Annotated in this window: 13 protein-coding genes and 1 riboswitch; of the genes, 9 read left to right on the top strand and 4 right to left on the bottom strand. The window is 48.3% G+C overall.

Going from position 1 to position 16,335, the window contains the following annotated elements:
- Positions 1-9 precede the first annotated feature (9 nt).
- Positions 10-1,182 carry an ROK family transcriptional regulator gene (locus NYE54_RS19840; protein WP_215163014.1) on the bottom strand — a complete coding sequence of 391 codons (1,173 nt, stop codon included), beginning with the start codon at positions 1,180-1,182 and terminating at the stop codon, positions 10-12.
- A gap of 735 nt (positions 1,183-1,917) precedes the next feature.
- Between NYE54_RS19840 and NYE54_RS19835 the strand changes: the two genes are divergently transcribed.
- On the top strand, positions 1,918-2,439 hold the full coding sequence (locus tag NYE54_RS19835) for a GNAT family protein (protein WP_339265614.1): 522 nt from the start codon (positions 1,918-1,920) through the stop codon (positions 2,437-2,439).
- A gap of 144 nt (positions 2,440-2,583) precedes the next feature.
- On the top strand, positions 2,584-3,216 hold the full coding sequence (locus tag NYE54_RS19830; RefSeq protein ID WP_339265612.1) for a YdcF family protein: 633 nt from the start codon (positions 2,584-2,586) through the stop codon (positions 3,214-3,216).
- A 30-nt stretch (positions 3,217-3,246) separates the two neighbouring features.
- Here the strand turns inward: NYE54_RS19830 and NYE54_RS19825 are convergent, their stop codons facing one another.
- From NYE54_RS19825 to dapA, 3 genes are all read right to left on the bottom strand, one after another.
- Positions 3,247-3,699, bottom strand: a complete 453-nt coding sequence (locus NYE54_RS19825; RefSeq protein ID WP_076321779.1) for a hypothetical protein — start codon at positions 3,697-3,699, stop codon at positions 3,247-3,249.
- Positions 3,700-3,726: 27 nt separating this feature from the next.
- Positions 3,727-5,169, bottom strand: coding sequence for an ATP-binding protein (locus NYE54_RS19820; protein ID WP_339265610.1), 1,443 nt, complete (start codon positions 5,167-5,169; stop codon positions 3,727-3,729).
- Between the two features lie 287 nt (positions 5,170-5,456).
- Complete coding sequence (dapA, locus tag NYE54_RS19815; protein ID WP_339265609.1) at positions 5,457-6,332, bottom strand: 4-hydroxy-tetrahydrodipicolinate synthase; 876 nt, start codon at positions 6,330-6,332, stop codon at positions 5,457-5,459.
- A gap of 111 nt (positions 6,333-6,443) precedes the next feature.
- Between dapA and NYE54_RS19810 the strand changes: the two genes are divergently transcribed.
- The 7 genes from NYE54_RS19810 (at position 6,444) to NYE54_RS19780 (ending at position 16,273) form a co-directional block, all read left to right on the top strand.
- Entirely contained in the window at positions 6,444-7,319 is an 876-nt protein-coding gene (locus NYE54_RS19810) for a LysR family transcriptional regulator (RefSeq protein ID WP_339265607.1), read from the top strand.
- 63 nt (positions 7,320-7,382) lie between these two features.
- A riboswitch (ZMP/ZTP riboswitch) is annotated at positions 7,383-7,463 on the top strand.
- Positions 7,464-7,544: 81 nt separating this feature from the next.
- Complete coding sequence (gene purT, locus NYE54_RS19805; RefSeq protein ID WP_215163008.1) at positions 7,545-8,705, top strand: phosphoribosylglycinamide formyltransferase 2; 1,161 nt, start codon at positions 7,545-7,547, stop codon at positions 8,703-8,705.
- A 320-nt stretch (positions 8,706-9,025) separates the two neighbouring features.
- Positions 9,026-10,384 (top strand): MATE family efflux transporter, encoded by a 1,359-nt coding sequence (locus NYE54_RS19800; protein ID WP_339265605.1) that lies wholly within the window; start codon positions 9,026-9,028, stop codon positions 10,382-10,384.
- Between the two features lie 199 nt (positions 10,385-10,583).
- Positions 10,584-12,218: a response regulator gene (locus NYE54_RS19795; protein ID WP_339265603.1), complete on the top strand. Its 1,635-nt coding sequence runs from the start codon at positions 10,584-10,586 to the stop codon at positions 12,216-12,218.
- Positions 12,219-12,317: 99 nt separating this feature from the next.
- The gene (locus tag NYE54_RS19790; RefSeq protein WP_339273575.1) at positions 12,318-14,054 is read left to right on the top strand and encodes a sensor histidine kinase; all 1,737 of its coding nucleotides are present in this window, start codon (positions 12,318-12,320) and stop codon (positions 14,052-14,054) included.
- Positions 14,047-15,048: a substrate-binding domain-containing protein gene (locus NYE54_RS19785; RefSeq protein ID WP_339265602.1), complete on the top strand. Its 1,002-nt coding sequence runs from the start codon at positions 14,047-14,049 to the stop codon at positions 15,046-15,048. Before NYE54_RS19790 ends, NYE54_RS19785 begins: the two co-directional genes overlap by 8 nt.
- 172 nt (positions 15,049-15,220) lie before the next feature.
- Positions 15,221-16,273, top strand: coding sequence for a galactose ABC transporter substrate-binding protein (locus tag NYE54_RS19780; protein WP_076321771.1), 1,053 nt, complete (start codon positions 15,221-15,223; stop codon positions 16,271-16,273).
- Positions 16,274-16,335: the final 62 nt, after the last annotated feature.

Below are 16,335 nucleotides of genomic sequence, written 5' to 3'. Positions count from 1 at the left end.
ACGCTCCTGTTAGTAGAGTTGTTTGTCATTCATATATTGAAGTGACGGGTAAGCTTGCTTTAAGCCCAGAATGGCTATGCCTTGCAGTGCGGATTGATGCTGTAGGGTTGATATCTCGATCGTAACATCGGTCACGTCCGTAGTGTGGAGCCCCACTTTGGCATTCAATCCTTCGAGCGAGAGGGATTGCGTTAATCCACCCATAAGCAGGATCTTCTCCGGATTGAGCAGGGAAATAATATTCAGAATGCCCAGGGCCAAATGCTCCTCGAATCTAGAAACCAAATGACGTGCCTGGATATCTCCCTCCACAGACATCTCAAATACTTCTTTAGCCGTAAGCTTCTTATCGAAAATCTTAAGCGCAGCAGCTTCCAAACCGGAACCGGAACATATAATTTCAAAGTGTCCCTTGTCCGATGGGGTATACAAATGATGCTGCTGAAACAGCATGTAACCAATTTCACCTGCTGCGTTTCTTGCACCTCGTATCAATTTGCCGTCAATCAGAATAGCGGAACCCAGCCCGGTTCCAATGCCAATGAGCACGGCAGAGTTTAAATTCTGGAGCGCGCCGGCATACATCTCGCCGACAAGCGCAGCTCGCACGTCGTTCTCAACGGTAACGGGTACCTGAAATACGTTGCTAAAGTACTGCCTTAGATCAATGTTCTTCCATTCCGGCAAGTTGGGAGATCCTTCAAGGACCATGCCGCAGGATGGATCAACGATTCCGGGAGTGGCAATACTTATGAATGCGAGGCGGTTGGCCGGCTGTCTGGTAGATTCAATGAAATCTTTGATGTCGGTTGCCATATGGTCTAGAAATTCCCGGCTTGACTGATGCTTATAAGTAGCAACGGTATGCTTAGCGATGCATTCGCCGGCCAGATTGAATTGTCCGAAATGGAGGGTAGTCCCCCCAAGATCAACGGCGATACCGAAGGCGGCGTTCTTGGCAAAATGAAGTCTTGTGCCGCGTTTGCTTAAATCGGCGTCATCCTTCTCGTCAAAAATTAACTTCTCCTCAATGAGTGTCTTGACGATATCGGACACGGTTGCCTTGGTTATCCCGGTCTCTTTGGCAATGTCGGTCCGGGCTATAGGTCCCATATCCTTAATGGTGTTGAGCACAATCTCTTTGTTCATCCTGCGAATCGTGCTGGGCAAATGTACTTCCATTGTGTGCGATCACTACCTTCCTCTTTAAACACTCTGCCCTTTAAGTTTAATAAATAAACTTAAAAGGACGTGAATGTGGGATTATCAAAATGTTTATGAAGAATTAATATTGAAAAACTCTATTTAAGTTTATAATATATCCTTAATGAAACCGGTGTCAATGGAAATTCATTAAACAATAAATGGTTGCCGACTGGATCCCGTTCAAGTCGTCGCATATCTGATACCATATTGTTGGAGGATCATGTTATTGATGAAAAAGACGAGGGGGTAGCGCAGTGAAGGAAGAAACGCTGCTTCAGCTATTGGACGAGTTGAATCAGCAATAAACATTCTATCTTTATTGCTGCTGATTTTCCGTCACGGATTACAGACTATAGTTAAGAATATCTATAGGGAGAAGGGCTGTCCATTTGAACGGTTTTATCTCCCTATACAACCTCCAAAGGTTTAAAGTTAACCAGGGTAGAAGAATTCTTAAGCTTTTGCTTATATCATGAAGGCATGCATTTTGATAAAATGAAATCGATTCTCAGCCAAAATAACCGGGAATTTGACATATTATGAAGGAGTCTCATAATTTAGGGCGAATATATTCGGAGTAGTCTGTACAGTGAAAGAGGGTGACCCGGCGTTATCAAGAAAGATCTGCATATACGGCGAATCGCATTTGCCTCTGTATTGAAGTGTGAGGAATGAGGACACTTAAATACAACTTGAAGAGGAGTTAGGCAAATGGATATCGTTACCGAAAGATTAGTGATTCGCGAGTTTGAACCAGATGATTGGCAGGATGTTCTGCAGTATACATCCGATCCGGTGGTGATGCATTACATGCCTGAGCCGGTGCATACGGAAGAAACGGTGAAGCAATTTTTGGAGCAGAACAAGGGTGAAAAAGCTCATCATTATGCGGTTATGCTGCAGGAAGATCAGCATGTGATTGGTCACATGGTGTTTCATCCATGGTTCGGCGAACATACGTATGAAATCGGCTGGGTGTTTAATTCGACCTATCATCGTAGGGGGTTTGCCACGGAAGCCGCCAGAGCTTTGCTTCAGCACGGCTTCGAGGTATTGGGGTTGCATCGAATCATTGCGACATGCCAGCCCGAGAATACACCTTCGTACCGGGTGATGGAGAAGCTGGGCATGAGGAGAGAAGGCTATTTTCAACAGTGTATCCCTCGTGGCGATATTTGGTGGGATGAGTATTCCTATGCTATGCTAAAGTCTGAATGGCGTACTATTTCATAGTTCTGTTGTTGTAACATGCGTGCCCAATGTATCTCTCATAACAATGAGGTGCATTGGGCTTATTTTTTCTGAAATCTGTGAATAAGGGCGGCTTGCTTAGAACGGATGCCTTAGCTAGATTAAGATTGGGCTTGGAGGTGCAACATGATGCGAAATATGCCGGCAAGGGAAGCGGGGGGCAGAAGAAAGCGTATCGTGATTCGAGTTTTGCTGGGACTAATGGGAATCCTGCTGATTTATACGATATATGTGGGCAGCACGATTTGGAACTACGCACAAAGAATAGTGAATATCCCGGCTGATGCAGCAATAGTGCTGGGGGCTGCAGTATGGGAAGGAGAGCCTTCGCCTGTTTTTCAGGGACGCATTGATCATGCACTTTGGCTGTATGACCGTCAGTTCGTAAACAAGCTGATATTTACAGGTGGACGTAGTTCGGAGGATGAACTTGCTGAATCGGAAGTCGCCAGGCAGTATGCCATCAAGCACGGTGTTCCAGAGAGCGATATCCTTATCGAAACGGCTTCGAGGATCACCGAGCAAAATCTGCATTATGCCAATAAGGTAGGAGATTCAGCAGGGCTGTCCTCCTACCTTATTGTAAGTGACCCGCTGCATATGAAGCGGGCGATGATGATGGCAGAAGATATGGGCCTGGAAGCCAATCCTTCACCCGCATCCCGGAGTGCGTATCAGAGCCTGAGAAGCAAAGTCCCTTTTTTAATCAGAGAAGTCTTTTATCATATCGGTTATCAACTGGCTGCACCATTCCGATAAGGGGTCTGCTCAGAGGAAGGCCGTGTCCGATTACAGATTCTTGAGATCGTTCGCAAGCATCTGATGGCTCTCCTTGTCGGTTACCCTATCGAGATACCTTGTCGCGTTTTCTTTGGACGCCATAGCTTGCTCCTTGTTTCCCAGGACCAGATAGGCTCGGGCTTCCGCTTCATACCCGTAACCTATATAGAATGGTTCGAGGCTTGCCGATGATCCGACAATGATGCAGCGCTTGGCATAACGCAGTGCTTGTTCGCCTTGACCCGCTACCGCATACACTCTGGAGAGCTGCCAATATCCAATGGAAAGGTTGCGCTGTGTATGATCTTCAACCCGTGTCCAGTGCCAAAACGAGCTGTGACATATGTGAATCATGTTTTCTTCGTCTTCCGGTGTACGTTGTTTGTTCTCCAAGATATCCCATACCTGATTGAAGCAGTCCATCGCAAATTGTTTATGTGTTTTTGGTTCCTGATTGTCCATGCCTTTTCCTCCGATAATATGTATGCGTTATAAAGCCGGTAAATGGATCGTAAAGGTTGTCCCGTGATCAGGTATGCTCTCTACGTTCATCGTTCCGCCATGATTATGAATAATGTTCTTGGTAATCATCATTCCGAGTCCCGTCCCGGTGTCTTTGGTTGTAACAAAAGGCTGTCCCAGGGATTGGATTTGCTCCTGTGTCATTCCAACCCCTTCATCCTGCACGATAATTTGAACCTCTTGAGAATTGTGCAAAATGTCTAAGGTAATGGTACCACCTTGATTCATCGCTTCCATGGCATTTTTTAGCAGATTGATGAATACTTGCTTGAGCTGGTTTACTTCACCCTGAACGAAGACCGGAACCCTCGGATAATGAGGGATGATCTCGATGTTTTTGAGGGCAGCTTGAACCTTCATCAGCGTAATGATCTGTTCCATAATGGCAAACACGTCGATGGGTCCGCTGATGTGAACGCCCTGCGGTTTCGAGAGCACCAGGAGTTCATTGACAATGAGCTCGATGCGTTTGAGCTCCGATTCAATGATTTCAAAATAAAGCTCGTTGCTGCGCTCCGCGGATCGCAGCAACTTCACGAATCCATTAATCGAAGTTAATGGATTTCGAATTTCATGGGCAATGCCAGCGGCCAACTGGCCGGCGGTGGTCAGCTTCTCGGATTGCATCACGCGATCCTCTTCTGCCCGCTGCTCTGTGATGTCTTTAAAGATGCCGACAGCGGCCTTCTCGCCTTCATAATTGATGATTAACGTGAACCCGGTGACCATCTTCTTTTGTCCGTCCAGACAGCGTATCAGATAATTGAAGCTTCCGAGCTCTCCGTTCTCCGCATATTTTGCCCTGCGTTTCATCAATGCGTTATGGTACGATGCGTCGACGATCACGTCGGTTGAAATTCCAAGGACGTCACGGGGATGCGCAGCGTTAACAAGTCTGAGCGCGGCAGGATTAACATAGTGGACAATGCCTTTTTTTGTGATGAGTACGGAGAGGGGAAGTCCTTCCAGCAGCTGCAGAAACGAATGTTCCTTCTCGTTGAGCTTCTGTTCCATCTGCTCCAGCTGTTTCATGAGCTGTCTCAGCAGCGTTCGATCCTCAAATTGTACCAAATATCCCTTGGGACCCTGCTCCGGATCCTGCTCAACAGAGCAACGTGCATTAAGGTATAACTCGCGACCGGACGGATGGCAATAAGCATATTCAAACGGGATTAGGGATTGCTGAAGCCCATGTGCAGCTTTTGCGTTCTGAACCACTCGATTCAGTAATTCGCGGAAGCTGTTTTCTTCTTGCGGCGCCCCGGCAGTTAACTCCTGCTGCGAATATCCCAATAGATCACATAGTGCCGAATTGACCTTGAGAATCGTTCCATCAAGCGATACCATTGCCATTCCGATTACAGATTGTTCAAAGGCAAAATCATGATTAGGGCTGGAATAGGGCAGCACTGCAAATCTCCTTTCAAAATTCTGGGAGGATTGAATGTACCCATATTATATGTTGGACCCTGTCATTCATCAATCCTTTAAAGCGATAGATTTTAACGGAAACATCTTGTTTTGGCGAAAAATCAGTGAAATCTATCACATGTCATAGACGTGAAAGAAATAGAGCGGGGCTTTTAGAGGAAGATGACGTACGCAGTTCAAGAATGACAAGGCAGCAAGAATGACAAGGCAGTGAGAATGCCTTGCCATTCCAAGGAGAAATCGATGACATTAACGAGCCGGTTGTATCAGATTTTCATTGCATGATCTAATGAGAGCTTAAGCTCATCCGTAATGGGTCCCATAGGCAGTCGAAGGGTGTCCGATGAGATGATACCCTGCTTGGCAAGCAACCATTTTAGCGGAGCGGGATTGGATTCTTCAAACAGCTTACGAATGTAGGGAAGCAGGTCTTCGAATTCCATTTCGGATCGTGAATAATCTCCTTGGGCAGCTAATTGAAACACCCGAATGAAAACCTCGGTATTCACATTGGCCGACGCCAATATTCCACCAGAGGCTCCATGAACCAGCATTTCATGAAAGAGGACATCGTTGCCACATAGAACGGGCTTCGTATCGTAATGGGATAAGCTTCTCATGAGCTCCGTACTTTCAGTGCTGTCTTTCATCCCGATCACGCCGGGGATCTCCATGATTCTTCTTATGACATCAACCGGTAACCGGATTCCAGTACGCGATGGAACTTCGTACAGAATTACCGGGATCCCGACCTCGGCCACCCTTCGAAAATGCTGCAGAATGCCATCGATCGAAGGGTGACTGTAATACGGCGTGACGACCAATACCGCATCAGCACCGATATGGCCTGCCAGTTCCGTTCGCTTTATGCTGGATACCGTATCGTTGGTACCTGTACCAATGATGAGCGGTAATAGCCGTCCGCCCAAACTCCCCCGCGTTTGCTCCACAACCTGCACGACTTCCTCCCAAGCTACGGTCGGCGCTTCACCGGTCGTTCCGTTGATGACCAATCCCTGAATATCGTAGGATAACAAACTCTTCAAATAATGATGATAAGAAGGAAGATCCAGTTCGTAATCCTGTAAAAAGGGAGTGATCACAGGAATAAAAATGCCATGCAGTTCTTGCTGACTCAACATAACCTTTCCTCCAATTCATGAGTGATGGCTATACTTTAACATGGGAATTAAGATCGGAGTTAACTATAATAATAGATAATTACTATCAGTATTATTGATAAGGAGATAGCGATGGAACTCATCTACCTGCAAACCTTCAGGGAGGTTGCGATTCGCCAGAGTTTTACGAAAGCCGCGAATGAGTTGGGTTATGCTCAATCCAGCGTAACCACCCAGATTCAGAAGCTGGAGAAGGAATATGGCGTCAAGCTGTTTGAACGTTATGGCAGAGGCTTGCGCCTGACGAAGTCCGGCGAGGAGCTGTTTGAGTATGCCGTTCAAATGCTGGATCTGTTCCAGCAGTCGAAGGAAAAGCTGACCAAGCAAGGCGGAGGCACCTTATCGATCGGAACGATAGACTCGCTGGCCGCTTATTTTCTTCCGTCCGTCATTCACCAGCTGAAACAAAGGCATGAAGATCTTGTCATCCGCTTACAACCGGATCGTGAAGATAGCATTATCAGTAAGGTGAGAGAGGGCGAGTATGATCTCGGTCTTATTTTGGATAGAAAACCAGAGGACTCCTCCTTGAATTGGATCGCCATTCGGGAAGAGCCCCTTCTGCTGATTGCCCATCCGAATCATCCGCTTCTTGTTAAACCTGTTATAGAGCTAGAACACCTGGCTGATGCCGAATGGATTATGCCCGAGGATAGTTGTAATTACCGCATGATGTTGGAAAAGGTGCTGCGTGCTAGCGGAGTTCCAATGCGAATAGGCCTGGAATTGGGCAATCCGGAGGCAATCAAGAGATATGTGATGTCCGGTACGGGCATCTCATTATTGCCGAAGATGGTAGCAGAGGAGGAAATCAAACGTGGTGAGCTTGCGATTCTTCCCTTTGCGCATTCCGACATTCGACTGGACATTCAGTTGGTTATTCACCCCAAGAAGTGGTTTTCCCAATCGCTGAAGGATGCGATCGATATGCTGAAGTCTAAATCCTAATGTCGCCTTATGGTGATATTGCAATTAACGGGAAGATTCAGTATGATTTAAATAACAATGTATAGGTTTATGTGTGACTGGCGCAGCATGGGGGACCATGAGGGAGCACATAGATGACGACGGCCGTACGCCTGGGCAGAGGTAAGGGAAGCTTATTTCCCTTACCTCTTTATTATTTTCTGATTCTATAAGTCTCTGAAACTACGAAAAGGGGATAAAACAACGATGTTAAAAACGAAGAAAATACTGCTGCTAGGTTCGGGAGAACTGGGAAAAGAAGTCGTGATTGAAGCACAGAGACTGGGTGTGGAAACCATAGCCGTCGATCGTTATGCCGACGCTCCTGCCATGCATGTTGCCGATCATAGCCATGTCATCGATATGCTGGATGGGGAGAAACTGCGCGCAATCATTGAGCAGGAGAAGCCGGACCTGATCGTACCTGAGATCGAGGCGCTGGCTACCTCGGAACTGGTTAAGCTGGAGGAAGAGGGGTACCGGGTTATTCCTACTGCCAGAGCTGCAAAGCTTACGATGGACCGAGAAGGGATTCGCCGGTTAGCTTCAGAGGAGTTAGGGCTGCCTACTGCGGGCTATCGATTTGCCGATACTTATGAGGAGTTTAAACAGGCTGTTCTGGACATGGGGTTTCCATGTGTAATTAAACCTCTGATGAGCTCCTCAGGTAAAGGCCAGAGCGTATGCCGCTGCGAAGGAGATATCGAGTCCTGCTGGAACATCGCCATGGAGGGCGGCCGTGTGCAGAACGGAAGAGTGATCATTGAGGAATTCATTATATTCCAGTCGGAGATCACGCTTCTGACCGTTCGTTCCGTCAATGGAACAAGCTTCTGTGCGCCAATCGGACATATTCAGGAGAGCGGGGACTATATCGAATCCTGGCAGCCACACAATATGTCGGAAGAGCAAATCGAGGAAGCTAAATATATTGCAAGGAAGATCACCGATGAGCTTGGCGGTTATGGATTGTTTGGGGTTGAATTGTTCCTGACTGAGGATAAAGTGTATTTTAGCGAGGTGTCTCCGCGACCGCATGATACCGGGTTGGTTACACTGGTCACGCAAAATTTATCTGAATTCGCGCTTCACGTCCGTGCCATTCTTGGGTTTCCGATCCCGGAGATCGAATTGATAACGCCGGGAGCCAGCCGTCCGCTAAAAGCGGCGAGAGAGCTGGAGAATTATACAGTTACCGGCGCCGAGCAAGCACTGGCTGTTCCGAATACGCAGCTGCGCATTTTTGGGAAACCGGTGACCAAGATCGGAAGACGGATCGCAGTTGCGTTGTCAACCGCCGGCACAGTGGAGGAAGCCCGTTCGCGTGCGAAGCTGGCTTTGGATAAGCTTGCTGTTGAAGAAGCATAAATCATCGGGATTCCATTGATATAGCTCATTATATTATGTTGAAAAGGTCAACCGGAATAACCGGTTGGCCTCTTCTGTTATGGAAAGATCATGGATCAAAATCGGCTACGAACGGTTCAAATGCTGATAACTTGTTCTTGTTTCGGTTTTGATGATAAATATGCAGAAATTTATGTTCTTTCATGATAAGATACACAAGAATACAAACGACCTTCACCCATTATAATGTTCTTAATGCGATGCTCTATAGGCATATTTAAAGCATTATAATATCAAATAAATATATAGAGGAACGTTTATGACGGCATAGGAGAATCTACATGAGAGACATGACGCAAGGAAGTCCGATCAAGCTGATTATCATGTTTACGATCCCGCTTTTGATCGGAAATATTTTTCAACAATTTTATAATATGGCGGATACCCTGATCGTGGGGCGTACTATTGGTGTAAACGCACTTGCGGCTGTTGGCTCGACGGGCAGTATTTTGTTTTTTGTCATTGGCTTTGCCCAAGGCTTGACGGCAGGTTTGTCCATCATAACGGCGCAGCGCTTTGGCGCCAAGGATATCGCGGGCGTCCGCAAAAGCGTGGGAACAAGTATATGGATTAGTCTTGTATTCACGGTTTTCCTCACCATTGTGAGTGTCATATTCACGAGGCCCGTCCTCGTCATGATGAACACGCCGGCAGAAATTTTGGATGATGCTTATTCGTATTTAATCGTTATTAACTGGGGTGTTGGCGCAGCCGTTCTGTTCAACTTGCTGGCTAACCTGCTCAGAGCACTTGGGGACAGCCGGACGCCGCTTCTCTTCTTGGTGGTCGCAAGCATTCTGAACATCGTACTTGATCTGTTATTTATTCTCGTATTCAAGATGGGAGTAGCCGGAGCGGGGCTTGCCACGGTGGTATCGCAGCTGTTCTCCTGCCTGCTCTGCTTATTATACATTCACAAAAAAGTTCCGCTTCTGCAGTTCAAGAATGCCGATTGGTCCATCGATTGGACATTTATACGCCAGCATATGTGGGTCGGTTTCCCGATGGGCTTCCAAGCCTCCATTATTGCGATCGGAGCCATCATCTTACAGATTACGCTTAACGGTCTTGGGGCAACGGCCGTAGCCGCATATACGGCAGCTCAGAAGATTGACATGCTTGCTACGCAGCCCATGAGTTCCTTTGGCATTACGATGGCGACTTTTGCTGCCCAGAATTTTGGGGCAAATCGCATTGACCGGATCAAGCTTGGGGTTAAACAGTGTATCTGGGTCTCGGGATCATTCAGCATCGCCGTGGGCTTGCTGGTTATATTCGCGGGTCCTGCAGCCGTCAGCCTCTTCGTCGGTCAAGGACAAGAAGAATTGCTGTCCCTTAGCAGGCTGTATTTCTTATCGAACGGCAGCACCTATTTGCTTCTGTCGCTGTTGTTCATCTACCGCTTCACGCTGCAGGGGCTGGGACAGAGCTTTATCCCAACCGTAGCCGGCATTATGGAACTGATTATGCGGGTATTGGCAGCCATCTTCCTGACCGCGCAGATTGGGTTCCTCGGCGCAAGCCTGGCAAATCCGCTGGCTTGGCTCGGAGCCGTCATTCCGCTCGGTATTGCCTATTACTTGAGCATTAAAAGATTAAGCGCGCCTGCTAAACCCGTCTCCGTACCTGTTCAGGCGTAAGGATTTTTACACAATTGAAATCAGAACGAATCATGACTTAATGAACAGAAATCATTCTGTTGTTCAAGAGCCATGCATTCGTTCTTTTTTTTGCTTCATCAAGCTTGAAAAAAGATGCATTCCAAATTTGGATGCGCCGGGGTAAGATCACATTAGATGCTTTTAACTAATTTGACAGATTAGAACAGGAGAGGTTGCCTTGTATAAAGTGCTGTTAGTGGACGATGAAGCTGATGTTAGGGAGGGACTCGTGCAGGAAATCCAGTGGGGAGCCTGCGGATTTACGATCGAGGGAACGGCGGAGAACGGGAGAGAGGCCATGGAGCTTGCGGAGCGATTGGAGCCGGATGTCGTCATTACCGATATCAGTATGCCGTTTCAGGATGGGCTCCAGCTGGCCTCGTGGCTCAGAGAGTTTCAGCCGCTGTGCAAAATCGTGATCTTAACCGGATATGATGAATTTGATTATGCCCGTCAAGCGATTACGCTCAGCGTGGACGAGTATTTGCTGAAGCCATTCTCTGCCGAAAGCTTCACGGAGCTATTGGGGAAGATCAAAGACAAGATCGATATGGAGGTTACGGAGCGTGAGGATGTGCGCCAGTTGAAGGAGCATTACCGCACGAGCCTGCCTTTGCTTCGGGAATCGTTTCTTGCGTCTCTGCTCACCCGGAAATTGCCCCGCTCGATCATTGAGGAGAAGACTCGAAATTACGGTTTGTCTTTAAATGGGGGGAGTTACCTGGCTGCCGTTATGGCATTATATCCCGCTTCTGTAGATAAGGAGCATACGTCCTCAACTTCCCTTCGCCATTCGGGAGACTTGGATTTAATGCTGCATGCCATGCTGAACATTGCTAAGGAGCTTCTGGATCCCGAATTTCTTGTAAGCGTATTCATATATCAGGACAGCATTGTGCTGTTGATTACGAATGACGAGAGCGAAAACGAAGCGTGGTATAGCGAGCTGCAGGTGACACTTGACCGCTTGTTAAAAAGCATTCTTCATTATTTGAAGCTCCCGGTTACGATTGGAGTGGGCTCTATGGTGCGGAATCTGTCCGACCTTAAGTATTCCTATCAGGATGCGCTGCTGGCGCTCGACTACCGGTTGATTCTTGGTGCCGAGAAAGTCATCTTCATTGATGATGTTGAGCGCCCGAGACCGGAGGGAGTTCGTCTGGATGAATTAAAGGAGCAAGCGCTGAACCGCAGTCTAAAACTCGGAACGGAAGAGGAATTAACTGAAGCAATCTCGCACATATTTGATGAACTCATGGGTGCCTCCTGTACCATTCAGGACGTTCAGGTATACCTTTTGGAGGTTGTAACGGCTATATTGAGATCGGCTCAAGAATCCGGAATTGAGATCGAGGCGTTGTTCGGCGCAGGGTCTCAGCTGCATGCGGAGATCTTCAAGTTTTCCGGATTGCAGGAGGCTAAAGCCTGGCTTCAGGACGTCTGTTTGACTATACGCAAACATATCGCCAGCTCCAGGCAGCATGCGTACAAAGACATCGTGGAGAAGGCACTCCATTATACCCGGGAGCATTACGGTGACTCGGAGCTATCGCTGCAGAAGCTGTGCGTACAGCTTCATATCAGTACAGGCTATTTTAGCGCTGTGTTCAAAAGAGAAGTCAAAATGACCTACGTGCAGTATTTGATGCAGCTTCGGATGGAAACGGCCAAAGAGCTTCTTCGATCATCGGAACTTAAAGCGTTCGAAATCGCGGAGCGTGTCGGATTTGCAGATCCGAATTATTTCAGCTTCTGCTTCAAGAAGCAGGTCGGTATCTCACCCAAGGAATACCGGACACAAGCGAGGGGGTAGAACTCGGTGAAAATCACGTATGCTAAGCGGGACTCGTTTAAACCAACCATTCAGCGGTGGGTTAGGCGATTTCGCGCACACAGCATTCAATCGATCATCATGTGGTCCTTCTCGGCATTTATTCTGCTTATCGTGATCGTGGTAGCTGTTCTGTTGTTCAATAAATTCTCGCGATCGGCGGAGCAAAGCGTGTTTTTGAATGCCCAGCAAATCGTGGATCAGGTCAGCTATAATCTCGAGGATTATGTGGACGGGATGGCACAGCTGTATCGGGCCATTGAGGAAAATATGCTCGCGGACGGGCAATGGGACGATGAGCAGGTGACTCAACAGCTGAACACCATCATGCGAAGTCGGGATGACATCGTCTCCATCGCTTTATTTAATGAACAGGGCGATATGCTGAGGAACCACCCGGCCATGCCGGTTAAGCCCAGCGCCCGGGTGACGGAGCAGAGCTGGTTTCACTCGGCCATGAGAGTCTCCGACCATCTGAGCTTCTCGCTGCCGCATGTGCAGAATTTGTACGACCATACATTTAAATGGGTGGTCACGATGAGCAAAGGAATTACAGTTGTTCATAACGGAGAGCCGACGTATGTCATTCTGCTGGTGGATATCAACTTCAAGAAAATCGATGAGCTGAGCAGCCGCATTAGCCTGGGTAAGCGGGGGTATGCGTACATCATCGATGAAGGAGCGGGAAACATTGTGTATCATCCCCAGCAGCAGTTAATTTACATGGGGCTTCGGAATGAGAGCGTAGAACGGGCACTTACTTCTTCGGACAGTTACATTGATGAATCGGATGGAGTCAAGCGGCTGAATACGGTGAAGTCGGTCGTTAATATCGGATGGAAAATCGTTGGGGTTTCCTATTTGGATGAAATCATGACAACAAGAGAAGAGGTCAATCGCTATCTGGTTCAGGTTGTGGCGATTGTTCTGGTGCTTGCCATCGTGGTCTCCCTAATTCTCTCGGCTATGCTGACCCGCCCGATCCGCCGGATGGGCAGAACGATGAAGGCGGTGGAACGGGGCGATTTCAACGTGGAGCTCCCGATGCAGGGGCCGCTGGAAGTGGTACAGTTGTCCAGCCGCTTCAATCTAATGCTGGATAAGATCAGGCAGCTCATGAAGCAGATTGTGAAGGAGCAGGAATCGAAGCGTAGATACGAGCTGGAAGCTTTGCAGGCTCAGATCAACCCGCATTTTTTATATAACACCTTGAATTCGGTGGTCCGCATGGTCGGCATGAGCAAGAAGGAGGAGGTCATTACGATGATTACTTCCTTGTCGAAGCTGTTTCGTTTGAGCTTGAGTAAAGGGAAGACATCGATAAGTGTCCGTGAGGAGTTGGAACATGCAAGGCATTATTTGACCATCCAACAGATGAGATATAAACAGAAATTCGATTTTATGATCGAAGCGGATGAAGCAGCGCAGTCTTGTTACACGTTAAAGCTGGTGCTTCAGCCCTTAATTGAGAATGCCATCGTACATGGCATCGAGTATATGGTGGATCATGGACATATTCACATAACGGCAGCTATCAAAGGCGACCTATTGGAGATGACGGTGAAGGACAATGGAGTCGGGATGTCTCCCGCGATGGTTGAAAGGATATTAGAGGTTGAAGCGCTGCATCATAATCCGGCTCCATTTATCAATACGGCAGGCTCCGGCGTGGCCGTTCGAAATGTTCATGACCGTATCCAATTGTATTATGGGCATCGTTACGGTCTGGAATTTGAGAGCGAGCTCGAGGTGGGCACTACCGTTCGCATACGGATTCCGGTCATTCACGACATAGGGGAGGGGCGGGAGAATGATTAGAATTCATCATGTGGTACGTATACCGGTTGTATCCAAGGCCTTACTCGTCGTGCTTATCCTAACCTCGTTCCTATTAACATCGTGTTCATCAGGCGCAACCATGGATGAGAATGAAACCGAACTCCGGCATATTGCCCTCGTGGCTCCCATACACGCCGAAGAGCAGGGGGATGCCATTCGATTAGGTGCCGAGGCGGCTGCCAAGGAAAACGGATTGGTGCTCGATTATATCCCGCTGGAGCCAAGTGACGATGAAGCGGAGCAACTGCAAGCTGCATTGAAGGTGCTGGAGAAAGGTTCCTCCGCGATTTTGATTGATCCGGCATCCGAAGCCGTACTGCAGAAATTAGGGGATCAGGCATCAGCGGCTGATGTCCCCGTCATTGCTTTGAATGATGAGCGAATGACCACAGGTGTCCTGTCCGCCATTGCAATCAATAATGAGGTGGCCGGACGCAAGGCGGGTGAGCAGCTGGCTGACTTACTTGAAGGTCGGGGTGTTATCGCCATACTTCGATCCGACAGGGAGGATCCCGACCTAATGGCCCGCGAAGTGGGCGCCAAAAGTGTACTGTCGGAAATGAGCGGGATTCAAATCGCGGACGGAGCTGCGTGCGGCAAACGTGAAGATGCATGCTGGCAGGCAGCCAAGCAGCTGCTGGACCGGGAATCGGTCGACGGGATTCTGGCACTTGATATTCAGGCTTCCTTGGGAGCGGCCAAAGAAGTCGCGAGAAGGAAAGTTCAGGGGAAGATCAAGATTGTCACCTTCGGAAGTGATCTGGAGCAGCTTCAGCTTCTGCAGGATGGCATCCTTCATAAGCTCGTTGTGCAGAACGGGTTCAGCACGGGTTATCTGGGAGTAGAACAGGCCGTGAAGGTCTTAGATGGTTCGAAATATGACAAGCCGATTGTGCTTGAGACCAAGGTAATTGATGCCGACAACATGTTCTGGATGGATAATCAGAAGGTGCTATTTCCATTTGTGAAGTAAAGAAGATGCGATGCTTAGAAGTAAAGTGATGAGAATTTTGCTAGAAAGCATGAGGATTTTGAATTCGAATGTCAGGAGCATTGCGGCATAATGGCGGTAGACAGTGAGATATGGCATATAAATGCCGTACCCGTCACTGAAAATTCGAATGAAACAAGGGAGGTCAACCCAGGTGAAGAAAAAATGGCTGATAATCCTTATGGCCGGCATGATGCTGACCACGGCGGCATGCAATAATGGCGGGAGCAGTTCAACCGGCAGCGATAGCAAGGGAAGTGAAGCGGCGGGTGGCAGCACCCCTCAAGTCGGGGTGGCGATTTATAAGTTTGACGACACGTTCATGACAGGCGTTCGGAATGCGATGTCCGATGCAGCGAATGGCGTAGCCAAACTGGATATCGTGGATAGCCAAAATGCGCAGCCAACTCAAAATGAGAAAATCGATCTGTTTATTTCAAAGAAATACAGCTCCATGATTATCAACCCGGTGGATCGGACGGCGGCCGGTGTCATTATCGATAAGGCTAAAACTGCGAATACACCAGTGGTCTTCTTGAATCGGGAGCCGATCGCGGAAGACATGAACAAATGGGATAAGGTGTATTACGTAGGGGCGAAAGCGGAGGAATCCGGAACGATTTCGGGTCAGCTTATTGTCGATTATTGGAAGGCCAATCCGAAGGCGGACAAGAACGGGGATGGCAAGCTGCAGTATGTATTGCTGCAGGGTGAGCCGGGGCATCAGGATGCCGAGCTGCGAACCAAGTTCTCCGTTCAGGCGATTCAAGATGCGGGGATCGAAGTCGAAGCGCTAGCGGTGGATACCGCCATGTGGGACCGCGTGAAAGGACAGGAAAAGATGCAAGCCTTCCTTGCATCCCATGGCGACAAGATTGAAGCGGTTCTGGCCAACAATGACGATATGGCGCTCGGCGCTATTGAGGCATTGAAAGCAGCGGGTTACTTCAGCGGCGACAAATATATGCCGGTCGTGGGCGTAGATGCGACAGCTCCGGCTATTCAGGCGCTGGAAGATGGCACGCTTCTCGGCACCGTGCTTAATGATGCCAAGAGCCAGGGCAAAGCTTCTGTAGCGATTGCCGCAGCACTATCCAAAGGGGAAACGCCGAACAAGGACAACACCGGATTTGATATTACCGACGGCAAATACGTATGGATCGCTTACAAAAAAATAACGAAGGACAATATCGCCGACGCGAAATAATAGCAGGGTTATAGGAAGGGGCAGCGGCTAATCGAAGCGTTGTCCCTTTATATTCGGCTTTT

Source organism: Paenibacillus sp. FSL K6-1330, from assembly GCF_037976825.1.
GTDB lineage: Bacteria > Bacillota > Bacilli > Paenibacillales > Paenibacillaceae > Paenibacillus_AQ.
The sequence above is the reverse complement of the archived record's forward strand: the minus strand, read 5'-3'. Positions and strand labels throughout refer to the sequence as shown.